22 protein-coding genes are annotated in these 24,367 nt (G+C 39.5%); 11 read left to right on the forward strand and 11 right to left on the reverse strand.

What is annotated here, in order from left to right:
* The first annotated feature begins 1 nt into the window (after nt 1).
* The 3 genes from AWW68_RS09595 to AWW68_RS09605 all read left to right on the forward strand — a co-directional run bounded on the left by AWW68_RS09595 (nt 2) and on the right by AWW68_RS09605 (nt 5,285).
* On the forward strand, nt 2-1,720 hold the full coding sequence (locus tag AWW68_RS09595) for a M28 family peptidase (RefSeq protein WP_068220012.1): 1,719 nt from the start codon (nt 2-4) through the stop codon (nt 1,718-1,720).
* Between the two features lie 144 nt (nt 1,721-1,864).
* Nucleotides 1,865-2,845 (forward strand): DUF4097 family beta strand repeat-containing protein, encoded by a 981-nt coding sequence (locus AWW68_RS09600; protein ID WP_068220015.1) that lies wholly within the window; start codon nt 1,865-1,867, stop codon nt 2,843-2,845.
* 70 nt (nt 2,846-2,915) lie between these two features.
* The gene (locus AWW68_RS09605; protein WP_068220019.1) at nt 2,916-5,285 is read left to right on the forward strand and encodes an ABC transporter permease; all 2,370 of its coding nucleotides are present in this window, start codon (nt 2,916-2,918) and stop codon (nt 5,283-5,285) included.
* Between the two features lie 37 nt (nt 5,286-5,322).
* On the opposite strand, the gene AWW68_RS09610 is transcribed toward AWW68_RS09605, so the two are convergent.
* From AWW68_RS09610 to AWW68_RS09630, 5 genes are all read right to left on the reverse strand, one after another.
* Entirely contained in the window at nt 5,323-7,530 is a 2,208-nt protein-coding gene (locus AWW68_RS09610) for a hypothetical protein (RefSeq protein WP_157717593.1), read from the reverse strand.
* A 152-nt stretch (nt 7,531-7,682) separates the two neighbouring features.
* Nucleotides 7,683-8,216, reverse strand: a complete 534-nt coding sequence (locus AWW68_RS09615; RefSeq protein WP_068220024.1) for a GNAT family N-acetyltransferase — start codon at nt 8,214-8,216, stop codon at nt 7,683-7,685.
* Nucleotides 8,213-8,827: an IMPACT family protein gene (locus tag AWW68_RS09620; RefSeq protein WP_068220027.1), complete on the reverse strand. Its 615-nt coding sequence runs from the start codon at nt 8,825-8,827 to the stop codon at nt 8,213-8,215. Before AWW68_RS09620 ends, AWW68_RS09615 begins: the two co-directional genes overlap by 4 nt.
* A 1-nt stretch (nt 8,828) precedes the next feature.
* Complete coding sequence (locus AWW68_RS09625; protein WP_068220030.1) at nt 8,829-9,719, reverse strand: hypothetical protein; 891 nt, start codon at nt 9,717-9,719, stop codon at nt 8,829-8,831.
* Nucleotides 9,720-9,817: 98 nt separating this feature from the next.
* Nucleotides 9,818-10,555, reverse strand: coding sequence for a helix-turn-helix domain-containing protein (locus AWW68_RS09630; protein WP_068220033.1), 738 nt, complete (start codon nt 10,553-10,555; stop codon nt 9,818-9,820).
* 75 nt (nt 10,556-10,630) lie between these two features.
* Between AWW68_RS09630 and AWW68_RS09635 the strand changes: the two genes are divergently transcribed.
* The 5 genes from AWW68_RS09635 (at nt 10,631) to AWW68_RS09655 (ending at nt 14,689) form a co-directional block, all read left to right on the forward strand.
* Nucleotides 10,631-10,888 (forward strand): hypothetical protein, encoded by a 258-nt coding sequence (locus AWW68_RS09635; protein ID WP_157717594.1) that lies wholly within the window; start codon nt 10,631-10,633, stop codon nt 10,886-10,888.
* Nucleotides 10,889-11,192: 304 nt separating this feature from the next.
* Complete coding sequence (locus AWW68_RS09640; protein WP_068220038.1) at nt 11,193-11,591, forward strand: sugar 3,4-ketoisomerase; 399 nt, start codon at nt 11,193-11,195, stop codon at nt 11,589-11,591.
* Nucleotides 11,578-12,513 (forward strand): GNAT family N-acetyltransferase, encoded by a 936-nt coding sequence (locus AWW68_RS09645; RefSeq protein ID WP_068220041.1) that lies wholly within the window; start codon nt 11,578-11,580, stop codon nt 12,511-12,513. The genes AWW68_RS09640 and AWW68_RS09645 overlap by 14 nt, the downstream gene beginning before the upstream one ends.
* Nucleotides 12,486-13,787, forward strand: a complete 1,302-nt coding sequence (locus AWW68_RS09650; protein WP_068220043.1) for an MATE family efflux transporter — start codon at nt 12,486-12,488, stop codon at nt 13,785-13,787. Before AWW68_RS09645 ends, AWW68_RS09650 begins: the two co-directional genes overlap by 28 nt.
* On the forward strand, nt 13,784-14,689 hold the full coding sequence (locus tag AWW68_RS09655) for a glycosyltransferase (RefSeq protein ID WP_068220046.1): 906 nt from the start codon (nt 13,784-13,786) through the stop codon (nt 14,687-14,689). The genes AWW68_RS09650 and AWW68_RS09655 overlap by 4 nt, the downstream gene beginning before the upstream one ends.
* A gap of 33 nt (nt 14,690-14,722) precedes the next feature.
* On the opposite strand, the gene AWW68_RS09660 is transcribed toward AWW68_RS09655, so the two are convergent.
* Both AWW68_RS09660 and AWW68_RS09665 read right to left on the reverse strand, forming a co-directional pair.
* Nucleotides 14,723-15,295, reverse strand: coding sequence for an HD domain-containing protein (locus tag AWW68_RS09660; protein ID WP_068220049.1), 573 nt, complete (start codon nt 15,293-15,295; stop codon nt 14,723-14,725).
* Between the two features lie 45 nt (nt 15,296-15,340).
* Nucleotides 15,341-16,039 carry a 3-keto-disaccharide hydrolase gene (locus tag AWW68_RS09665; RefSeq protein ID WP_068220052.1) on the reverse strand — a complete coding sequence of 233 codons (699 nt, stop codon included), beginning with the start codon at nt 16,037-16,039 and terminating at the stop codon, nt 15,341-15,343.
* Between the two features lie 172 nt (nt 16,040-16,211).
* Between AWW68_RS09665 and AWW68_RS09670 the strand changes: the two genes are divergently transcribed.
* Nucleotides 16,212-16,691 carry a c-type cytochrome gene (locus AWW68_RS09670; RefSeq protein ID WP_068220055.1) on the forward strand — a complete coding sequence of 160 codons (480 nt, stop codon included), beginning with the start codon at nt 16,212-16,214 and terminating at the stop codon, nt 16,689-16,691.
* A gap of 65 nt (nt 16,692-16,756) precedes the next feature.
* Here the strand turns inward: AWW68_RS09670 and AWW68_RS09675 are convergent, their stop codons facing one another.
* The 4 genes from AWW68_RS09675 to AWW68_RS09690 form a co-directional block, all read right to left on the reverse strand.
* Nucleotides 16,757-17,134 carry a nuclear transport factor 2 family protein gene (locus AWW68_RS09675; protein WP_068220057.1) on the reverse strand — a complete coding sequence of 126 codons (378 nt, stop codon included), beginning with the start codon at nt 17,132-17,134 and terminating at the stop codon, nt 16,757-16,759.
* 5 nt (nt 17,135-17,139) lie between these two features.
* Nucleotides 17,140-17,793 (reverse strand): oxygen-insensitive NAD(P)H nitroreductase, encoded by a 654-nt coding sequence (gene nfsB / locus AWW68_RS09680; RefSeq protein ID WP_068220060.1) that lies wholly within the window; start codon nt 17,791-17,793, stop codon nt 17,140-17,142.
* A gap of 386 nt (nt 17,794-18,179) precedes the next feature.
* Nucleotides 18,180-20,021, reverse strand: coding sequence for a PLP-dependent aminotransferase family protein (locus AWW68_RS09685; protein ID WP_068220063.1), 1,842 nt, complete (start codon nt 20,019-20,021; stop codon nt 18,180-18,182).
* A 269-nt stretch (nt 20,022-20,290) separates the two neighbouring features.
* A complete protein-coding gene (locus AWW68_RS09690; protein WP_068220066.1) occupies nt 20,291-20,956 on the reverse strand; it encodes a helix-turn-helix domain-containing protein in 666 nt (221 codons plus the stop codon).
* Nucleotides 20,957-21,406: 450 nt separating this feature from the next.
* On the opposite strand from AWW68_RS09690, the gene AWW68_RS20475 reads away from it, so the two are divergent.
* Together AWW68_RS20475 and AWW68_RS09700 are read left to right on the forward strand one after the other, a co-directional pair.
* A complete protein-coding gene (locus AWW68_RS20475; protein WP_221405986.1) occupies nt 21,407-21,730 on the forward strand; it encodes a DUF6471 domain-containing protein in 324 nt (107 codons plus the stop codon).
* Nucleotides 21,727-24,366, forward strand: a complete 2,640-nt coding sequence (locus tag AWW68_RS09700; RefSeq protein WP_068220070.1) for an N-6 DNA methylase — start codon at nt 21,727-21,729, stop codon at nt 24,364-24,366. Before AWW68_RS20475 ends, AWW68_RS09700 begins: the two co-directional genes overlap by 4 nt.
* The last annotated feature ends 1 nt before the right edge of the window (nt 24,367 follow it).

The raw sequence follows: 24,367 nt of genomic DNA on the forward strand, positions 1-24,367 counted from the left end.
TATGAGAACAACAGTGCTTTTTCTTTTCGCCTTAATGGTGAGTTTATCTGCCAACGCCTTTCAGGTCGATGATTTTCAAGAACGATACATTGATCTGGTTGATAAGACCTTCAATAAAAATGAGGCTTATAGCACAGTGGCCTTTGTAGAAAAGTACTTCAGAGTAGTAGGTAACGAGGGGTTTGATGCTAGCATTTACCATGTAGCCAAAAAACTAGAAAAGGCAGGTTTTGTAAAGGAATCTGTTGCAAAAGCTAATGACAGACTTACTTATAGAATAGAGAAAAGAGCTTTAGAGCGAAAAACTTGGGAGCCAGTTTCTGCAAGTCTAAAGTTAGCTTCTGGTCAAGAGGTGCTAAACTTTGAGACCAACCGAAATATGATAGCCATCAACTCCTTCAGTACGGGAGGAGAAAAGAAGTATGAAATGCTGTTTGTTGGAGATGCAAAACCCAGCCAGTACGATGAATTCGACATGAAAGGCAAAGTTGTGGTTGGTTCAGGCTCGGCCAGAATGCTCTTTCAAGAAGCAGTGGTGAAAAGAGGCGCTTTAGGCGTGATGGCCTACAGTATTCCAAGCTATAACCAACCAACTAAACACGTTAACTCTATATCGTTTTCAGGAATCGGTTTAAATGAAGAAGCAAAATCATTTGCCATTCTGCTATCGCAAAAAGCTTATCAAACCATAAAAGAAGCTGCGTCCAAGAATCAAAATGAGATTCTTCTCAATGTGGAGACTCGTATTTATGAGTCTGAAGAACTTACCTTGGTTGCAGAACTGAAAGGAAGTAAAATGCCAGAAGAACGCTTTGTTTTCAGTGCCCACGTTCAAGAACCTGGAGCCAATGATAATGCCAGTGGGGTAGGTGTTTTAGCTGAAGTGGCAGCTTCTAGTGCCAGATTACTTCAGGCTAATCAAATAAATCCGGAAAGAACAATTACCTACCTTTTTGGAGATGAGATAGTGTCTACCAGAAGGTATGTACAAGAAGATAAAGAACGAGCCAAGGGTATTAAGTGGGGAATGAGCCTCGATATGGTAGGTGAAGACACTGAAAAAACGGGCGGAACATTCCTAATAGAGAAAATGCCTGACCCAGGTGCTATTTGGGTAAGAGGAGTTGAAAAGCACTCAGAATGGGGTGGTAGACCGCTTACTAAAGAACAATTGAAGCCACATTACTTTAATGATTTAGTTATCTCCGTCTTCAAAAATATAGGCGAGCAAAAGAATTGGGAGGTCAATTTCAATCCTTTCGAAGGAGGTAGTGACCATGTTCCTTTCCTTCAGGGTAATATCCCTGGACTTTTACTCTGGCACTTCACCGATCAGTTTTACCATACTGATGGAGACAGATTAGATAAAGTTTCGAAAGAAACAATGCATAATGTTGGAACAGGTGCTTTGGCCATAGCGCTTATGCTTACTGAGAACGAAGATAATTTAGCCAACATGATTTTGCTGAATACTACCACCAAGGCCACAATTCGGTTACAGCAAGAAATGAACTTGAGTAAGAGTAATATTGCAAGTGGTGCAGATAAAGCCATTGAGCTAGATATACTGAATACTTGGGTAGACTATTACAGCAAAGTTTTCAATACGGTGTTAGATATCGACCCGAAGAATATGGAGGCTTTCAAAAAGAATTTAGAGGAAAGCCAAAGTGCGTTAGCCACTTATGCTAACATGCTTAGAAGCCAGCTTAAGGACTAATTAGCCACAGCCGCTTTATGAGAGAAGGCTGACTACAAAGACGTAATTACGGTCATTCCTGGTAGGGGCCGGGAATAACAATCAACATTTAAGACAGACTCTTTTTTTATTTCTGTGCATCCTTTCAAAAACTAAGGTGTCTCTATGACAAACCTTAATATGATGCATAAACTCAAATCAACATTAACAACCTTAATTTTCTTTGCTGCACTTGTAACTGTTCAGGCTCAGGAGAAAGTAGAGAAAACCTTCACAGGTATTAAAAGCATACGCCTTACTACCGCTTCAGGAAATGGGACAATCAAAAAGAGTACTTCCAATCAGGTAAAAGTTACCGTAGAATATACCTACGATGAGGATGATTATACGCCTGAGTTCGACCTAAGTGGTGACAGACTTTACATTGAAGAAGATTTCCGCAGAAGCCGTTGGACAAAGGGATACTCTGAATGGACTCTAGAAATACCTGATGGACTGGAGTTGGAGTTTAAAACTGGCTCAGGAAATATAGAAGTATCGGGCATAAATGTAGAGCTGAATTCAAACACCGGTTCGGGCAATATTGAAGTAGATAGGGTGATAGGAGAGGTTCGAGCGAATACCGGTTCGGGCAATATTTCTTTGAGAGATATAGATGGAAGAACAACGGCTAACACCGGTTCTGGCTCTATCAGGCTTGAAAATATAAAGTTGAAAGATGGCGCGCGTTTCAATACTGGTAGTGGAAACATAAGAGCCAGAGAAGTTGAAGGAGAACTAGACTTTAACACAGGTAGTGGAAATATAGAAGTTGAAGAGGCAACCATTACTGGTCCCTCATCATTTAACACAGGCTCTGGTAATGCACGTGTTATTCTGGCAAGTCCATTAAGCAACGACCTTTCTCTCAACACAGGTTCAGGAAACGCAACCTTAGATTTCAATGGTCAAGAAATTGAAGGTGTGTTCTACATGAAAGCTGGAGATAAAGATGACATCAGCGCTCCTTTTCGTTTCGATAAGGAATATGAAGAAGATAGAGGCTGGAGAGGTAGAAAAAACTATGTAAAAGAGGCCAAGGTTGGCTCCAAAGACATACGAATTAGAATCTCTACAGGGTCGGGTAGAGCAGTGGTTAGAAAATAAAGTAAAGACTTTGGTGTAACGAATTGCTTGCACCAAAGTCTTTGTTTAACAAATCAACTCAAAGGTCAAAATGCTCAAGAACTTCATAGTGGTTGCTTTTCGCAGCCTTCGTAAAAACTCACTTTACTCTGTAATTAACATCTCAGGTCTTTCTGTAGGAATTGCCTGCAGTATTCTCATACTGCTTTGGGTAAGAGATGAAACATCGTTTGACAGGTTTATTCCAAAAGTAGATAAGCTTCATCAGGTATGGGTAAATGCCAGCTATGATGGGAGTGTTCAGTCCTGGAACTCGGTTCCTCTACCTACTTATTTAGAGCTGAAGTCTGCTCACGCCAAAATTGTGAATTCTGCAGTAACTGGCTGGGGTGGTAAGAGGTTAGTGGCTAATGGTGACAAGAGAATCAATATTCAGGGCTATTATGTAAGTGAGGAGTTTCTGGATATGTTTGAGTTTCCTATGGTTGAAGGAGACAGAAGTATGGTATTAGATGACCCTTCTTCTATTGTTATCTCTGAGAAGTTAGCCGCTACCATGTTTGAAGAGGGCGAAGACCCAATAGGAAAATTCCTAAAGGTTGAAGATGCTAGTACACTTCAAGTAACAGGCATATTCAAAGATATTCCTCAGAACTCAACTTTTCAGTTTGATTATCTGATTCCGTGGAAACACAGGGCATCTATACAGCAGTGGGTAAGAGATAATGAACAGAACTGGGGAAATTATTCATTTCAAGTCTTTGTAGAGCTGGCCAATACTACCGATGAAACAGAAGTAGAAGCAGGCATTAAAGACATACTCACTGAAAAGGGACAAACCGATGTGCCAAGAGAGTTCTTTTTACACCCAATGCCACGATGGAGGCTTCATACCAGCTTTGAAAATGGTGTTGAGTCGGGCGGTCAGCATGAATATGTAACTCTATTCTCCATAATTGCCTTGTTCATTTTGATAATAGCGTGCATCAACTTTATGAACTTGGCGACCGCCCGCTCCGAAAGAAGGGCCAAAGAAGTAGGGATTAGAAAGACTTTGGGTTCAAAACGAGGTCAGTTAATTATGCAGTTTTATGGAGAGTCTGTCCTCATCTCCCTAATTTCTTATTTGTTCGCTTTACTACTAGTTTTTGTGGCTTTGCCTTCTTACAATAATTTGGTAGATAAGCAGTTGAGTATTGATTTTGGAGCTTCTCAATTTTGGGTGTTCTCATTGGCTATTATTTTAGTTACTGGTGTAATTTCTGGTAGCTACCCTTCTCTTTACCTTTCTTCCTTCAATCCGGTAAAAACCTTAAAAGGAAAAATATCTGTAGGCAAGAATGCCAACCTGCCGAGAAGAATACTTGTTATGCTTCAGTTTGGATTTGCTATAGTTTTGATAATCAGCACTATTGTAATTCTCAAGCAGATCGACCTAGCTAAGAGCAGAGATATTGGCTACAGTCAAGAGGGTTTGATTTCAATGACCTTGACCGATGCTATATCCGAGAACTATGATGTTATAAAGAATGAGCTTAAGCGGAAGAACCTGATTGTTAATATGACACGATCTAATAGCCGTGTTACCAGTATTAATTCAAACAATTTTTTGGGGTGGCCAGGTAAGCCAGAAAGTCAAAAGGTGATGTTTGTTACCGTTGTGCGAGGCTATGACTGGGCAGAAACCATGGGGGCAGAAATGCTTTTTGGTAGAGACTTGAGCAAAGAGTTTGCTACCGATTCTTCAGCTATAGTGATCAATAAATCTGCTTTAGATTTGATGGGCATAGAAGGTGACCCTGTAGGAACTCAGTTAGACTTGTGGGGAGAAAAAAGAACCTTAGTAGGTGTTGTTGATAATGTGATGATGGGCTCTCCTTATGAAGAAGTTAGGCCAATGTTTATGGTAATAGATGACTGGGGCGGTTCAGTTACACTTCGTTTACCAGCAACTAATAATATGCAGTCTTTATTAGCCGGGGTTCAGGAGGTTTTTGAAGAATACAATCCTGCTTATCCGTTTGAATATGAGTTTGTAGATGTAGCTTTTGAAAGAAAGTACACAACTATAAACCTGACCCGGAAACTGTCAATGATTTTTGCTTTGCTTACCATATTTATTACGGGTTTAGGCTTGTTCGGACTGGCTTCTTATACCGCACAACAGAGAATTAAAGAGATTGGAATAAGAAAGGTGCTTGGAGCGTCAGTTACAAATTTGGTAGGGCTTATGTCTCGAGATTTCGCAAAGCTTGTACTAATGTCGTTTGTAATATTTGCTCCCTTAGCGTATTTCTTACTTAGCAGCTACCTACAGCGCTACACCATTAGAACCTCTTTAGATTGGTGGATTTTCGCGTTAACAGGACTAGTTGCACTAGTTTTTGCTATAGCCGTTGTGGTCAATCAGGCGAGAAGGGCAGCACTGGCAAATCCTGCTCGCTCATTAAGGTCTGAATGACCACCCTCTAGCCCCTCTTAAATCAGGAGGGGATTGGCTAGTGTCTAAAACCAATATTATCAAGGGCTATTAGCCCTTTTTCTGTTTGGTTGAATATGAATCTAATGGACTTCACGGTAGTAGAATCAGCTCCAAAATCAGATAGTGGTATGCTTACTGATTCAGTAGCAATCTCCCAGTTTCCTCCAAAGGAGTTATTCATTCCTTCGAGTTTCATATACCTTACTTTAAGCTTTGGAGCAAGCCTTTTGTGTTGTAGTAAGCTAGTAGCGAAGGTGTCAGAATCGGTAATCAGTTGTATTTGAAAGTCAATGTCTGTAGTGTCAGCAACCTCCAAGTCTTTGTCACTAGCTCGCCCCAAGGTGAGCAGTAATTCCGAGTAGTTAGCCATATCTAAACTATCGTTTAATGAAAGCTGATAAGCAGCGGTGGCGCTGATAGAGTCATTGTCCCAGCCTAAGATTACAGCATTGGTGCCTTGTGTTTCTCCACCGCGCATCATCAGTGGTTGCTCTCTCCAAACCATTAAGTTATTGCCTGCTGCTTTACCAATAGACGTTGAAGTAAGGTCAATATCTTCTTCGTAATTCACTAAAATAGAATCTTTTGAAGTAGAGTAGTTATTTAAGAATACCGTGTTAGGAAGCCAATCCGCAGCAGTTGCAGAGTTGACAAACAATGGTTCTAGGTCTTCTCTTTGATTAAACACTCGTTCGGCAAAAGCAGAAATGTATACTTTGGCAGCTTTTCTTTGTTCTTCACCGCTTATTAATGCTCCAGTATTTAAAAACCAGCCATAAGGTTCTCCGAAATCTCTTCTCCCCCAAATAGAGTTAAACTGACCATGGTTTGCTCGGTGAATCAGTACTCCTGCTTTAAAGTATTCTAAGGAGTCGGTATAGTTAATGCGTTGATATTGCCTCAAGCCAAAGAAACTAACTTCATCGGAATCGTATGAGCCCTGAAGAGAAAGATAGTTGATGTTTTTGAGCTCCATTCTTCTAAAATATCGCTGATCTGTAGGAGCAATGGTTACCAAACCTTTAATGCCAAAATTAAAGTCGAACTTAACGTTTGCATTATCTGGAAAGTAGGCTAATTCATTGAACTGTGCGGCAATGCTTACCGCTTCGCCACCTCTAGAATGACCTATGAGTATCACATTTTCCAAATCGGCCCGTTCGAAGAAATCTGAAGAAGTGTCTTCAGTCCAATTTTTCCATTGTTCTAAATGCTTCAGAAGCAACCAAGCACGTATTGGCATTTCTTTTCCCCTGAAGTCTCCAGACCACGTTCCGTTAATGTAGTTTTCATCTACAGATACGGTTATAAAACCTCTGCTAGCTAATAATTCGCCCAAATAGGCATAGCCAGGGTCTGAGAAGTGCTCCATGCTATGGTTACCATGAACAATAAGTACTATAGGTGATTTCCCCTCTTTTTCAGGCATCCAAAACCTGCCATTTATAGGGGCTTCTTCAATTCCAAATCCCCAAAAGCGCTCTCTCCATTTTTTCTTTTTGCCACTCCAATCAGGGAGCAGCAGGCTAGCGTCTACGGTTTCCGTCTGGTAATCTACACTATCTCCAAACTCAGGTCTTCTATCGTTATTCCCGCTGCCATAAGTAAAGTACTTGAAGCTATAGTCTCCATTTTCTGAATGGTTACTAATGCCAAGGTCTGTTAAGCTATTTTTAATTACAGGTTGAAAATCTACTGGATACGAGTCTTCTCCAGAAGGAATAACCTGACGAAGAGGGAGGTAAAAACAAACAAGGCCTAGAACAACTGAGAAGGTACAGAAGGCAATGGAACCTTGCTTTTTAATGAGTGAATAAATAGCTCCTCCAATAAAAATGGCACCAATAATAAATGCGGCTAAAGTATAATTGAGCACATCGTTTGGCCAGCTCAGCCTCAGTTCTTGTGCTAATAAAACAATACCAATGACAGCGAGAATTATGGACAAATACCGAATGGGGAAATGATCGGTAATAGCTTTAAGTACAGAAGCTACCCATCGGAACAGGTAAAAAGCTAAAATACCAAGTAGTACATAGGCAGATACTTGAAGTGCTATAGGGAGGCCAGTTCTGAAGTAAAAACCGGCAAAGGCCATTATAAAAAGTGAGAGTAGGAGTAGACCCCAAAAAGCACCGCGTAAAAAACTGTCTTTAGCGGTTTTTATTTCTCCAGATTTAGGGATCCGATTTTGTTCTTTAACGCGTTGAACAAAATTTTTCATAAGCTAAGGTTGAAAAAGTTGGCTTATGAATTACGCTGCTTGACTGCTAGAATCAAAGGAAGATCATTGATTATTTATTGATTTTTCTATCAGTGGTAATACACTTAGGTGTTGTTAATGAATGAGTTAGTTTGTGTGTAGTATGTTATTACTTACCTATTATAGGTGCGTTCGTAAATATAACATGGTGTGTTTAGGAATTCGAACTCACACTTTCTTGACATCCCGTTATTCATAGCCACTTTTTGCGAACCGATGTTGTCAATATTAATGATGGAAATAACACTGCTGTCTATTTTGTGTTCTTCAAAATACCCTCTCAGTCTGATAGCCATTTCAGAGGCATAACCTTGTTTCCAGTATTTGGGAATAACAGAGTAACCGATTTCGAAACGCTCTTCACCCAATACATCTTCACGCCAGATAATACCGGCATTGCCAATCAATTCTCCTGTTTCTTTGAGGCAAGCCGCCAAAATTCCAACTCCAGTTTCACCATAGCGCTTCATTTGCCTCTCCACCCAAATCTTAGATTCTTCTTCAGGAGTTTTTGGATCTAAAACGCCTACATAGTGCAGATATGGGTTGTCAGTAAAGAAAGCTTCCCAAGCTTTGGTGTCTACTTTGGTTAATAATCGAAAGCTAATGCGTTCGCTTTCTATCGGGAATTGGTATCGGTGTTTCATTCAGGAATATCAAATTGAATTGGGTGGCTTAAGTTCTGCAGCAAAGTTACTTTGTTTCTAAGCTCTTCTGTCTTAGAAACAATGACTTCCGTCTTTAATTCACACTCCATTTCAAAATTTTGGCTGACAATTTCCAACTCAAAATCACTCACCAGCTTCATCACCTCATTCATTTCTTCATAAGGGAAGATGAACTTTACTGAATTAGTAATTAGTTTTTCGACTACTTTATTCTGCTCTAAAGCCTCTGCTGCAGCAATCTTATAAGCATTAATGAGTCCGCTTACTCCGAGCTTGGTTCCGCCAAAATATCTTACAACAACCACTAAAGTATTGGTCAGCTCCTTCGACCTAATTTGCCCTAGAATCGGGTCGCCTGCAGAGTGGTTGGGCTCACCATCGTCATTGGCTCGGTATTGAGCACCATCAGCGCCTAAAATGTAGGCATAGCAATGGTGACGGGCATCATAATACGTTTTCTTTATCTCTTCTAGTTTCTCCTTTACATCATCTTCAGTTCTGGCAGGCAAGGCAATACCAATGAACTTACTGCCCTTTTCTTTGTATAAGCTTTCTGAGGTTTTGGAAATGGTGCGGTATGAATCCTGCATTTTACAAAGCTTTCAAAATCTCTTGATAGCTCAAAAGAAAGATGACCACTAATGCCAATAATACACCAATGTAATTCAGTTTAGATAGCTTTTCTTTGAACAGCACAATAGCGAGCAGAGTAGAGCAAATAATGATTCCGATGTTGAGGGCAGGATAAACTATGGCTCCATTGTTATCAAAAGCAGATAGCGCTTTTAGGTTGAAGTAAATGGAGAAATAATTAGGTACGCCTAGGCATAAGCCACCTATTAATTCTTTTCTGCCAAACTTAACGCCCTTAACCAAACAAACAATACAGCCCGTTACAAAGGCAGATGCAAACACAAAAATGGGATATATTGACTCTATTTCTTCAGTAATGAAGTGATGGTTTACGTAGTTAAGGTAGGTATCTATAAGTCCGCCTAAAAAGAAAATAGACATGGGTAGAAGTAGAAACTTGAAAGTAAGTCTTACCTCTGCCGTCTTGTTGGCTTTTCTACTAACTAGCCAAATGGAAACAAATGCTAGCCCTATGCCAATATAATTCCAAGTGTCTAGCTCGTTTAGTGCATATTTAAATACGAAAAGGCTAAAGACTACCGGGATAGCCAAACTCATTTTACTTGCAACAGTAGCCACAGAAACACCTCTAACCTGTGTGGTATGTGCCATTAAAAAGAAGGTGCTTATAAATATGAGCCCAAGTATTATGGCCGAAATAAACCAAGAAGAGTTAGGAGCAAATTCGCTACTAATGGCAGTTGTACCTACATATAATGTTCCTGTGATAACACAAACCCCATAGTTGACCACTATGGCCGGAAGCGTATTGATGTTGAACTTGCTGAATGACCGAAAAGCCATGAAAATGGCCACATTGGCAAGAATAGTTAGCAAGAGATATAGCATAGCCCGCGAATTTACTTGTTCTTATTGAGCTTTTCTTTATGAAGCTCAAAAGACTAATTGCTATCTAAGTTATTGCCAAACTTCCTGATGTCCGTTGTCTATAAGTTGTGCGAGTGATCGTAGGTTTCGTCATAGGTAATTACTGCTTTGAGCGTCCATACTTCTAACATTTCGGAGTTATTCAACGCCTTTTTTAGTTCGAATTTCTTGAGCAGCTTCACTCCTTGATCTTTCCATATAGTAATGTAGCACAGTACATTTTCATCTATGGTAGCTAACTCATTTCTTTCACCTATCAATACATCGCCATACTTAATAATCATGTTGGCAAACAGATGCTCCATATCCGATGGAAGCTGAAAGGCTCTGAGCTGTTTTTCGTTGTTGTATGGCAGCTTTATAGTAGGGAGTGTTGCTATATAAGCTAGGTTAGAACTATTTTTTGCATAGAAATAATGCTCTTTAGTAGAGATATATTTAACTTCACTTATTACAGGAGAAGAATCTCTAGAATTTTTTGAAAATGAGTCAGCCGACTCTTTTCTAAAAGTCGCCTCAACTACTTTTTCATTAGCTGCCGTTTCCAAGGGTTTTTGACCTAACCTAGATTTTCGGGGTCTTTTAGAGATGCCTAACAGGTTGTCACTTGTGGTGTCAAGAATTTTGACTAAGGTGGTTAGCTTTTGGTAGTCTGGGAAGCTTATGCCCCTTTCATAGTTGGATATGGTATTACGTTTGAGTTGACTGGTGCATAGTTTATTCATCATGTTAGCCAGCTCTTCCTGGCTTAACCCTCTGGCTTCTCGAAGCTTTCTGAGTTTTTCTCCAAATGACATGGGTTATAGGTGTTGTTCGAATTGATGGACATTTTCAGTTAAATCCTAGGTGTGTAACGCGATATCGTGACGAATATGAGTAGCTTTAAAGAAATAAAAAAGCGTAAGAGAGATGGGGATTATGAGCTTGTTGCTGAGGCTTTAGGGCTCAGTAAGGCCACAATCCGATCTATTGTTAATGAAAGAAGAGGTGATAGACACCATGTTTTAGTGGCTTTTGACATACTGTTCAGGTTAAGAGATATTTATCCCAAATTGGTGCAACAGTATATAGAGGGTGAGCTGAAGGAGGAGGTTGACATCAAGTTTTTTGATGTTGATATAGATAAGTAATAAATCTTGAACGGATCACCTGATTCATAACATCGAATCAGGCGTATAGAATTTGATAGAAATGTCAATATTCTTTGACAGGATAAAGTGCAGAAATTGAGCTTCTTATAGGAGTCTTTATTCCCTTGAAAACAGGCGGTAGATACTAGCTCAGTACCTAGTTTTATTTTGTATAATCGGTTATTTAGCTTTACTAATGGCAACGAGAAATAGCTGTTGAATTTAGAGTTATAGCTCATAAACTGAACTAGTTTCTTGTCGCTGAAAAGTAGATGAGTTACTTTCCCTAGAGAGATTTTAATCAATGAATAAAGAGCCAGCTTTTCTTATGTTTTCGGGTGTTTCAGAGGCACGAGGACAACTGAACTATTTAGAGGGACTAAGAGATATTCCTTTTGAGGTGAAACGTGTCTACTGGCTTACGGAAGTGCCAGATCAACAGGTACGTGGCGGTCATGCTCATAAAACTGGCGAACAAGTGATTGTATGTACTAATGGAATAATTGAGGCAGTATTGGATGACGGAAAAGGTAGGGTACTGAATTATACCTTAGATAAGCCAAACCAGGGCTTATACATTCCTGCCATGTGGTGGGGGAAAATGCTGTTTAGCAGAGGAGCTCAATTACTCGGTTTGGCTTCAGATGAGTTTTCTGAAGAAGACTATATTCGAAATAAAGAAGACTTTAATGGAGCAGTTTGAGCTGCATAATTCCGCAATAGATGGGGGAGAGTATAATTACCCTCAGCTGCTTTACAGCACTCCAGCATTTTTGAAGGCCAATAATAATCTGCCACAAAAGTATTTCTATTTCTTTAATAAGAGCAGTAATAAATATCTAGCACATTTGGCTGTGAGCGTTGATGGTGATATCGCTGTCAGTCCGCTAAAGGCTCCTTTTGGAGGGGTTGAATTTGAAGATTCTTTATCTGCCGCAGATTTAAAAAACTTCATCAAAGCTGTAGAAAGCACACTGGCCAGTGAAGGAATTCAGGAAATCAGGTTACATCAGCCACCAGAAAACTATCAGCTACAGGATACCATCAACGATGTCTTACTAGAGTTAGAGTATGACATTATTCAAGAAAGGGACTATCATGGAATTGACATTGATGGCTTACCGTTGTCAGAGAAAATGGTAGATATGCAAAAACGGAGACTCAAAAAGTGTGAGAAATCCGGTTTTACTTATAAGAAATATAGGAAGAGCGAGCTGGCCGGGGCTTTCCATCAGATAGATAGATGGAGAACCGCAGCTGACAAAGGCCTGTCAATGACATGGGCCGATTTGCATAATTCTAACAAAAGAAACCCAAAAGCATATCACGCGTTCGGCATAGAGAACGAACATGGGTTGATGATAGCTGGGTCTATTGTAGTAAAGGTGAGTGATAGGGTATTGTATAATTTCTTTCCCGCCAGTTATGACGCGTATAATGCGTATAGCCCTATGGTTATGTTGACCAATAAAATCTACGAATGGGGTCAGGCTAATGGGTTTACTCACTTGGACTTAGGTACCTCATATGTGCATAAAAATGTAAATACAGGGTTAAGATTGTTTAAGGAAAGATTAGGCGGAAAGGTATATAGGGCATGGAGTTGGAGGAAAAAGATAAGCTAGAAGGAAAGACACAAATATTGAAGTCTAATTTTCTGAGAAGTTCTTCTTGGTCTTTCACAGCCGTGGTTTTTAGAGCTTTAGGAGGGCTAACAATAAATAAACTCTTCGCAGTACTGCTAGGTACTTCTGGCATTACCTTACTCTCTCATTTTCAGAATTTAACAGCGCTGTTTACGCTACTTCCTAATGAGGGTGTAAACAGAAGTATAATGAAATATTGGTCGGATGCGGAGATGACAGAAGACCAAAAGAAGAGAATCTTTAAAACCGGCTTATGGGTTACACTCTTCATCTTTGCCCTTTCTTTTGGTTTGCTTTACTTCTGGCAAGGAGAGTATTTTTTCAATCGGTTCATTGTTGAATTGACCACCCAGCAATTTCTACTGCTGTTTATTCCATCCATCTTACTAATGCTAATGTCAGGCTACCTGAACTCGGTTATTCTGGCACTACGGAAGGTAAAAGTTTATGCGATAATCAACATCACTAGCCTATTTGTGCTGGTTGGATTGGTGTACTTGGGGGTGAAGCATGGTTCGGTAGATGAGGCTCTTTTGAGCTTTGCTGCTGGTTACGGTTTAATGGCAATTGTGGCTTTTGCTTACCTAATGTTTAAAAGGCGAAGCATTAAGTTAAGTTTTGGCAGCCCAGATGCCGAATCGCTTAAGAAAGTGGGGAAGTTCGTGGCAATGGCCATAAGCGCCATCATATTTGGTAGGCTCTTAGACTTTGGTGTTCGCGATTACGTCATTGATTTATACGGACTCGATAGAACTGGCCTTTGGCAGTCTGTTGCAAAAATGTCTACCAGTTATCTATTGGTGTTTACGGGTACTGTAGGTGTGGTTTATTATCCTAAAATGGCTTCTCTCATTCATAATCAAGTAGCACTTAAAAGCTATGTATTGAAGGTGATGGGCTTTGTAGCCTTTGTTTCGGTATTGTGTTTAGGGGTTTACTATTTAAATAAAGAGTTTATTCTCAAACTATTCTTCGACAATGGTTTTGAGCGAGCTGCATACCTGGTGCAATATCAAGTAGTGGGAGATTTCTTCTGTATTTTGGCTTACCTCTTGGCCTATTTGCTTAGCGCGAAAGTGCAGACCATGAAGTACATAGCGGCTCAGCTTATTTCGGCACTCATTTACGTGAGCGTGATTTCTTTACTGTTAAAAACTCACGACTTAGAAGCACTAACTTTAGGCTACATGTGGAGGTACATTGGCTTTTTCATAATTCTGCTCATCTTTAATAGAAGAACCCTCTTTAGATGAACCCTACGGTATCTGTAATCTGTATTTCATTTAACCATGCCTTATATGTAAACGAGGCCTTAAACTCCCTATTCGGTCAGACTTATGACTCCGTAGAGGTGATTATTTTGGATGATGGAAGTACCGATGAAAGCGTGAAAAACATAATGAGTGCTATTGAAGGGAAAGATGTTAAAACGGTTTTTCATGGTAAAAACCAAGGTTATACTAAAACCTTCAATGAGGGGCTCGCCTTAAGCTCTGGCAATTACATCGTAGACTTTGCTTTAGATGATGTAATGAAACCAGACTTTTTAAAAAAGAGTATTGAAAAATTCGAAGCTGTTTCAGACAAAGTGGGTGTGATTTTCTCCAATGCGGATTATATAGATGGAGCAGGAAAAGTAATTGAAAACCACACTGAGAGCCTGATGAAGAAAGGCATGATCAAGGAAGTGCCGACAGGTGATGTTTTCGAGTGGATTCTTAAACGTTATTTCATTTGCACTCCAACTATGGTTATCAAAAGAGAAGTGTTTGATAGGTTGGGGGGGTATGATGAAAGCTTGGCTTATGAAGACTTTGACTTTTGGGTAAGGTCTAGCAGGTTTTATGAGTACGCTTATCTAAACGAAGTGCTCATGAACAAGCGGAAGCTCCAGAGTAGTATGAGCAGTCAACGATATAGATTTCATTTCAATGAGCAGATGAATTCTGTGTTTAAAGTTTGTGAAAAGGCATTTCACCTAGTTCGGACTAAGAGTGAAAGAAAAGCGCTACAGGAAAGGCTCAATTATGAGTACCGTCAGTGCATCAGGCTTGATAACCATGTTTTGGCAGAAAAGTACAGGTTGCTCATGGAGCAAGCAGGAGTGAATTTTAACCCACTCTCTCAATTGGTCAAATTTATCAATCGAGCTTAAGCAGAGCGAAAGCATGACCAGAGGTTAATACCTCTAAGCCTTTTTGTAATAATTGTCAGCTAGACCTTTAGCGTAATTCCAGAGCGATTCAGAGCCATCTTTAATTCGTTTCTTTTTCTCTATTACAGTTTCATAAGAAACATTATGCTGTGCCCAAGTACCACCATTGTTTGTAGCATTTTGCATCATTGGGGCTAGTCTGTCTATGGCTTTAGCAAATTTAGCTTCTGCTGTTTCAGCGGCTTCAAACTCTTGCCATACTTTTATCAGTTCAACCCCTTGTTCTTCAGGGAGCATTCCGAAGATTCGCTTAGCTGCTTTTAGTTCTTCTTCGGTGTTGTCATGATTTTTCTTGGTGTCGAAGAGAAAGGTGTCACCGGCATCAATTTCAACAATATCATGAATGAGAAGCATTTTCAAGACTTTCAACAAATCGATCTTTTCATTTGACTGACCATGAAGAACCAGGGCCATCATGCACAAGTGCCAGCTATGCTCTGCATCATTTTCATTTCTGGTGCTGTTGAAAAGGCAGGTCATTCGCTCTATGTACTTGAGCTTGTCTATTTCGTATATAAAGTCTAATTGTTTTTCCAGATCTGTCATACGCTCAGAATATTCTTGTGTTTGATTTTAAGTTTATAAGACGGCTTATTGGTTCAACTCCCTGATCTTTAATCTTCTGAAGGCTACCTTGCCACCATGTTCTTGAAGAGAAATATGACCCTTTTTAGATGAGCCGAAGCCCTCCCAAGCGCTAAAAGGTGACTGCTCAATCAGGTTTTTCCATTCAGAGCCATTCACGGGAAATTCCAACACCCTTTTGCCATTAAAATCGAGAAAACCTTCATTTTTGTCGTGGTCTATATGTAGCAGGTAGCTGTTCCATTCGCCTGCACCTTTGCTTACCACTTTGCTTGGTGGCATCAGGTTGTAGAGAGAGCCTGCTCTATTGATATCTCCTCTTTCGTTTACATATTCCGACCAACCATCATCTAAAATCTGAATTTCGGCACCAGTTTGGTAAGGGTGCTCGTAGCTGTCAGCTTCAACCACACCCCACATTAAGCCTGAATTACCATGTTCGGAGATCATCCAATCTAGAGAAAGTTCAAAGCTACTGTACTGTTTGTCTGTAGTGAGGTTGGCATTAAATGCTTCTGTTCTTTCTTCGGGATCGAACACGAGAACGCCTTCATCTACATACCAACCGTTATAGTTTTTACCATGACCATAAATATGCCAGCCCTCTAAAGTTTTTCCATCGAATAGTGTTTCCCAGCCCTCGTTCGACTGGCAGCTCCAAACGGATGTACAGAGCAAAATGAATAATAGCGCGTTTCTTTTCATTTTGTTAAGTGTTAGTAAAAGCGAATTATTATAGATTTTGGCAGTTCAGCCCTATGTCTTGTAAAAAATGCAGGATTGAAGCTTCCAGAAAAATTCGAGACTTCTAGTTAATGATTTTTTTTGAATCTGATTTCTAGTTTCTTGTGAACCTTAAACTTGAAACGCGAAGCTTATGAAAACTATTTTCAACCTTATTTTACTAGCTGTAGGGCTGTTATTAGCCAGTTGTTCTGGTCAAAAGGACAATACAGACAATTTCGATATCAATAAATCTACAAGAAAAGAGGACGGTCAGGTAAAGGCTTCTGAGCGTATTGATTTGGAGAATAAGGGAGTAGGTCCAATACAGGACGTAATGTTGGCCGAAGAAATAGACTTAGATAGAGCGAAGGAAGGCGAGGTACTTTTTAATCAGTATTGTGTTATCTGTCACAAAGTGAACGATAAGTTTATAGGGCCAGCCATGAAGGGTGTATTAGATAGAAGGAGCCCTGAGTGGGTAATGAATATGATTTTAGAACCAGCGAAAATGCTCAAAGAAGATCCATTGGCGAAAGATTTGTTCATGGAATTTAACGGATCTCCAATGTCTGATATGGGTCTTTCTGAGGCACAGGCCAGGGCGGTGCTAGAATATTTCAGAACCTTATAAAAAAAGGAAGCCATTTCTGACTTCCCCTAACATTTACAACAATTTGAAATATCACCAATAAATAGTTAATACATTGTATTGGGATTTTTTGAAGACTCAGGTATCTGTTGGATGGAATCCCAGTGCTCAACTATTTTACCGTCAGCATCGAAGCGAAAGAAATCCATAGTTACATACTGGTCATTGTCAGGCCATACTTGGTGAGTATGTAGAGCTACTAAGTTTCCTTCTGCTATACAGCGAACAAACTCAATGCTTTTATTCGGATACTCGCGCTGCATTCGCTCAAAGTATTCAATAAAGCCTTCTGTTCCGTTGGCAACATCGGGGTTGTGCTGAATGTATTCGGAGCCAACGTATTTCTCTACAGCCAATCGAGGGTTACCTTCATAAGCCGTTTTGTAGAAAGCTATAGCATTTTGCTTGTTCTGGCCTGAGTCCATAGTTCTTATATTTCAGTAATTATTTCTTCTTCTGCTAGTCTAGACTTTGGCAGTTTAGCATTAAAGTCAGAGTCGGCCCTGTAGCCTAATGAAACTACAGCAAAGGCAGTGAACCCTTTCTCTCTTAGGTTGAACTCTTCGTCTAGTGCTTTAGCATCTACGCCTTCCATAGGTACAGCGTCAATTTCCATTAGCCCAGCGCCTAGAAGTAATGAGCCCATGTTTAGATAAACTTGTTTTTCCAGCCAATGGGTCATGTCTTTAAGGTCGTAGCGATGAATGTTGGCGAACATATTTCGGCCGTTGTTCATTCCGTCTTTGTGTTCTGTGGTAGCAAATCGACCGTCTTGATCTTCTTTCTCCAGCACTTTGGCCATATGCTTTGGGTCTGCATCTATTTTGGTACAGAAAACCACTACATGCGATGCATTAACCACTTTGGCTTTGTTAAACTGATAAAAACCTTCAGTGGCTTTGGCTACTCTGTTTTTTCCTTCTTCAGTAGAGGCAATTACAAAATGCCACGGCTGCAAGTTTGTACTAGAAGGGCTTTTTCTAAGTAAATCTTTAATGGTTTGAAAGTCTTCGTCAGAGATTTTCTTTGTTGGGTCGAATTCTTTGGTGGAGTATCTCCAATCCAATGCTTCAGTAATATTCATTATATTGTTTTTGTAGTAACTATAAAATATATAGTAGCAAAACTAAGTATCGTTAGATATGATTACAATAACTATCAAAAGGGATAGGTTCAAAAAAACTGAAGAAATCTGAGGGTTTGGGTGAGATTTTCTAGCCAAAAGGGTGAAATGAAAGGCGTACTTTACTAAAAAGCGAATCCAGTATGGCTAGCTGCTGCGAAGGAGGGGAGTTGTAAAGACTTAATGCCAAATAATAAAGAGGCTATCTCAAAAGCTAATTGACATTCTATCCCGCCCCCATTTACGATAAATGGCGAGAGAATCTAACTAATCCTGCTTCATAGGTTGAGCTTCCTAGTGAAGCAGGAAATGACGAGCTTCATTACTTTTGAGATAGCCTCTTGCTGCTACTGAATCTCTTCTACAAACTGTCGAAATACTTGTCGGTGCTTTTCCAAGTCCATATTTGGAGAGCACGATACACGAGCAATGTAGTCTTTGTCTTCTTCTTTGGTAGTGCCTTGTGTAGACGTAGCCGGAATAGTCCAATAAACGCCTTTCAGCTGACCGTAGCTCACGCAGTATTTACTTTCTGCAATTTGACCAATCATCATGTTGATGAGTTTGTTGTTTAAACCGCGTTTGTAGGTTTCTCTTTCTTCAGCCGTATCTCCCTTGGTGGGAAGATCCAATGAAAACACGGAAGGAGTGAAGCTTTGTTGAGCCAGCTCTTCAGACACAAAATTAATCTTGGCTTCAGGCAGTTGCTCTTTTATGAAATTCACAAAGGCCCTAGTGTTCACATAAGCATCTGCAATTCTTTGAATCATAGAAGGCATTTGCTGCGCCAGCAACGCAAGTTGAAGGTCAGTAGCCTCATTATTGCATAGCAGCAGATGCTCCTCGATTTTATCCATTAGCGCTGCGCCTCTTTTATTGGCTAAGCCATAACCAGCGGTACACAGTCCTCCGCTAGGGAATTTAGAACCGCTTACGTATGAGATGGTTCTAACTTCTGAAAGAATATCCTCTTCACCTAAGAAAGAAACATTCGGGCAAAATGTCTGATCGATAATAAAAACTGGATCAACAGCTTGCTCGCCATTAGCTGTTTTTCTGCTCTCTGTGAGTACCTGCTTTAACTTCTCTAAGTCTGGAACTTCAACCCTAGGGTTAGTAGGAATCTCAACTATAATAAACGCAACAGCATCTTCTTGAGCAATTTTGCCTAATACACTATCTAGGCTGTCTACCATGTTATTGCCACTGTCTACCAAAAGGTCTACAACCTCAATGTTTTCAGAGCATGCGGCAACACGTCTTGCTTGGTCGTTAGTGCCTCCGTAACAGTTTGGAGGTACCACAAACTTGATGGCTTTGCCCGCATATTCTGTTTGAGAATAGTCAATGAGTCCCATCATTAGGGCATATTGAACGGAAAGGCCACTAGAACCGACAATGGCTTTGGTATTGGAGCCTGTAATGTCTTTAATGCAGCTCAAGACTGCCTGTTTTTGTTCCGAAGGATTCGCAATAGATTCTTCAGTTTGTTGCTCAGTCAGCAGTTGCAGTGCTACTTGACAGTTAGAAGGTGTCATAGCGATGGATTCCCTTCTTCGAACATGTTGAATCTCACCAATGTATTCTTGGTTGGCTTCTCCATTCACTAAAATCAAACTCCCTAAATGAGGGTGAATGCTCACAAAGAAGTCTATTTCATCAGTTAAAGAAATGTCGAATAGTGCTTCTTGCTGACAAAGGAAAATGGTATTTCCCTGAAAGGCGGAAACTTCATTGATGGAACCTACCTTTTGCAATTCAAAGTTGTAGCCGTAAACGGTTTTAATTCGTTCCGCATCGAAGTGCTGTGGAAGGCTATCGGTATAAACAATTCTGGTGGCCTTTTGGGTAAATAGATTTTTGCGCAAAATGGCCATTATTGGCATGGTTGAAGAAGCAAAGCTAATGACTCCATCGGTTGGCAGGTTATTGAATTTAGCTACGGCCCACTCTAACACACATGAAAGTGGATGGCCTAAACGGATATAGTCGAAGGCCGTAGGCAAGGCAGCCAATGACTCTTTATTGGCATTTATATTATTGAAAAGCCCTTCGAATTGTTCAATGAATTGCGTTTTGGCTTTCGATTCATCATAAATATCTAGGCGATGTGTGGTTAGCCTCACCCAATCGTCAGGCATATTTTTTAACACATCACTTAAATAGGCTTTTATATTGTTGTTTTCCATAGGTTCGATTCTACTCTTAAGTATAATTCATTGCTTGTCTTCCGATGCTTAACACCAGCTGCAAAGATATGAGTTCAATAGAGCTGCAAAACGAAGAAAGTAGATTTGTAGAGTTATAATTCTCGATTTGAAGTCTTTTATTGGATACAATAAAACCTTTTGGTATAAGTAGATAATCATGGCAAACATTCTCAAGGCTTAGACTAGGCGAAAGATTCTAGAAGTAGTGGAAACTTCTCTTTTCAAAGCCTATAAGCATGCCTTGGGCATCAAAAACTAAAGGTTCGTTCTAGTCTTCTCATTCTCATATCTATAAAAATACCAACACCTACAATGAATAGAGCCACCGAAGCTACACTTAATTTTAAGTAAGCATCAATGTTTGATTGAATAGCGAAGGCTATGGCAAAAGAAAGGGAAAAGCTGGCTGTCCAAGTGGTGTAATGGTTGTTTGGAACGAACCCCAACTTGCTCCTAAGGTGCCTTTTTAGCTTCGCTAGTTTCTGCTTATAGATCTCGTTGTTGAAAGAGGGGATTTTTTCTAGTTCTAAGTATCGAAGATAACTTTCAATTGACTCAGTTTGCTCTATGCTTAAATCCTTATCCTTTAGTCTTTCAAGAAGCACAATGAATTTTTCAAAAACCTTGATTTCGGGTTTTTCATTGGTTTTAGAAAGCTGTTTCTTGAGGTAGATAATTGTTGCTTTTAAATCGCTTGTTTCTGTTACAGCTCCAGAATTGGTAAGCTCGGTTATTGGCACATCTAAAGCATTGGCAATTCTTTTTATTGTTTCTCCAGTAGGCTCAGATTCGTTACTTTCAATTCTTTGGATGGTTCTCAGGCTCACTCTAGATTCTTCGGCTAAATACTCTTGAGACATTCCTCTAGTGGCTCTTAGTTCCTTTAATTTCTGTCCTAACTTTTTTGTTTTCATGTTCAACGATGTTTGATATTTCAGCAAATCTAGTTCTGAACAATAATTGCTGAACACGCCAAGTTAACGACATCCTTACGTCAATGGCATGAAACCAGTTTTACTAGGCATAAACTAGCAAAAAGAGCTTAGAAAATTCTGATGAGCTATTATCAAAAAAGTAAAGGCCTGATTCGATGAACCGCCCAGTATCTTACTAAATTCGGAAGAACGAAAGTACCGAAATAGTAGCTCACACAAGCTGGGTGGTGTACCCCGAGGCATCGGGAGGCGCACCGTGGGCTTATCGCTCACGGCCGTCTACTCGATTGTGGCTTGTTTTTATTTTTTTTCAGTTCGGAAAGTTAGCCATACTTATTTACAATTTTTGTTTAGCGCGTTGGGTGTGAGCGAATTGGAAATGTGTATGGCGGGTATAAATCACCGAATTTAATAGTTTACTTGCTGTTTATGATAATAAGTCGCATATTTGGCGATTATAAACTTAAATATGATATTTTGAAGCCTTGGAATGAGTATGTTAAGCGAAAATTGAAGTCCGAGATGGTCAAACGAGGAGTCGGGAATGATGAGCTCGTTCAGAGGTTGGATAGAATCGGTGTTGAATTGTCCAAGACGAGCCTTGTTAATAAAATCAGTCGAGGGTCTTTTTCTGCTGTTTTTTTTATTCAATGTTTATATGTTATCGGTTGTTATGAGTTTGAGATTGAAGAGCCAATAAGCATGGTTGCAGAGAATCCTGTAGAATATAAAAAATTAAAAAAGAAGTCATGAAAAATCTGTTTTGCAATTCAACTGATTTAAAGAATGAAGCAGATGTTGAGGCTTTGTTTGTTGAGCGACTTTTAAACTATTTTTCTTTTCCTGATGATAGGGTCAAGCGGAAACGCTCCCTTGATGAAATGGTCATTGGTCAGGGTTCTAAGAAAGAAAAGTATAAGCCTGATTATGTTTTGTTTGATTCTGCTGGTGATCCAATAATTGTCATAGATGCTAAAGCACCGTCAGAAAAGATCGAAGATTATCAGTATCAAGTATCGTCATATGCGCTTGGTCTAAACCAAAAGTTTAAGGATAAGAATCCCGTAATATTCACTGTTCTTACGAATGGGTTATACCTTATTGTCTACCCTTGGGATAACAGTCAACCTGAGCATTTCTTAAAGTTTGAAGATTTTGCTCCGCACAATGAGAGTTTCATTGAACTAAGGTCTAAGCTTTCCTATTCAGCTTTTGAGCACGCAAAGGCAACAAAAGGTGTTTTTGAACATGATAGACCAACGCTACACACACTGTTGAAGGCTTTTAATGACTGTCATGATTTGATTTGGAAAAAAGAGAAAATCAGTCCTACAGATGCGTTCTATGAGTTCTCTAAAATCATGTTTATTAAAATCCGAGAGGACAACAAAATCCATGATAAGTTTTCAAACGGTGATTCATTGACAAAAGACGATTTTGTTTTCTCAACCCACTGGTTGGATGCGATGGCTAAGAATGGAATCGAACATCCTTTTGATAAGATTCTTTTTAGTCAAGTTCAGGAAGACCTTGAAGAGCAGATAAAACGGAACAAAAAGAAAAGAGTATTTGAAAAAGACGAAGGTCTAAATCTAAAGGCTTCAACAGTTTATGAGGTTGTGAAGAAATTACAAAACTTTGACCTTTATGGAATAGATGAAGACCTTAACGGTAGAATGTTTGAAACATTCTTGAATGCCACCGTTCGAGGAAAGGGCTTAGGTCAGTTTTTTACTCCACGAGGAGTTGTCCATTACATGGTCGAATCTACTCCATTAACCATCAATGTGAGCAAGGGGAAATCACTGGAGGAATCAATTCCTTATGTTTTTGACGGATGCTGTGGTAGTGGTGGGTTTTTAATTGATGCAATGGCTCAGTTCGTTAGGGATATAAACAATAAAACAAATCTAACGGATAAACAGAAGGAAGCATATTTAGAAGAAGCAAAGAACAATCACCTATATGGCATAGACGCAAACCCAAAAATTTCTCGAATTGCCCGATTAAATATGTACCTGCATGGAGATGGTGGAAGCAAAATATTTAAAGCAGATGCCCTTGATAAGTTAATTCAATCAGAGGCTGGAATTTCGAAAGAAGAAGAACAAGGTTTGAAAGAGCTAAGAGACGAGTTCAATAAAAATCACTTGAAATTCGATGTCATTCTTTCGAATCCACCGTTCAGTATGAAGTATGACTCTAAAGACCCAAATGAAAAGGTTGTGTTAGAGCAATACTCAAAAGTGAACAGGGTCGGCACGAAAATGACAAATTCTGAAAAATCAAATGTACTGTTCTTAGAAAGGTACTTTGATTTGTTGAAACCTGGGACAGGCGAATTGTCTACCGTTATTGATGATACGGTAATTAACGGTCAAAAAAGTCAGAGATACCGAGATTTTTTACTTGACAATTTTATTCTTGTGCAGGTGATTTCCTTGCCGTTTAATACTTTTTTCGGTGCAGAGGCCAATGTAAAGACTTCAATCGTTCATTTGAGGAGGAAAAGTGAAGGTGAAAAGCAAGGTCATGTCTTTATGGCGATTGCAAACAATGTTGGCCATGACGACCATAAAAAGCCTACTCCTGATCGAAACAACCTTCGTGAAATAATTCGATATTATGAAAGGTGGCAAAACGGAGAAGATATTGATGACGTAATAATCGATAATCAGTCAAATGATGAACCGCTTGGTTGTCCCATGCAGATTTTCACTGTTGCTCCAAACAAACTTAATAAAGAGCGTTTGGACGCCTTCTATTATGCTCCTGAATTAGTTAAAGCGAGAGAAAAGTTATTTGAACTGAGAGATACTGGTGAAATTGATCTTTTTTATGGTCGAGACTTTGAAGTTATACCTGAGATTAAAAAGAGACAGGAAAAAAACTTTGGTGGAAATAGCTATAAGTATTTTGAAATTGGAGATGTAACAATTGATGGAACTATTGTAAAATATCGTGAAGAGCCTTTTGAATCATTACCTACGAGAGCAAGGCTTCAGGTTCGCAAAGATGATGTGATTTTTGCCAAGAATAATAGTAGCCGAGGAACTACAGTAATTATTCCGAGTGAATTTGACGGTCAACTTGTCACTACAGGCTTTATAGGTCTAAGACCGAAAAGTCAAGATGAAAAATATCTATTGTGGGGTATTCTTGAATCAGAGTTTTTCAGAAAGCAAATCTACTATCTATCAATTACTGCGTCTCAACCTGAAGTCAGAGAGACAATATTTAAGAATGAAATAATAATTCCTATTCCAAAGGACAAGAAAGCAAAACAGAACATTATCGACAGTGCGGTTCAAGCTGAAAAAGCAAGAATTAGTTTAAGTAATGCTGTTAAAGGTTCAAGTGATGCTGTCAATCGTATCTTCAGTGTGTAGG

Source organism: Roseivirga spongicola (genome assembly GCF_001592965.1).
In the GTDB taxonomy this organism is placed as follows: Bacteria; Bacteroidota; Bacteroidia; order Cytophagales; family Cyclobacteriaceae; genus Roseivirga; species Roseivirga spongicola.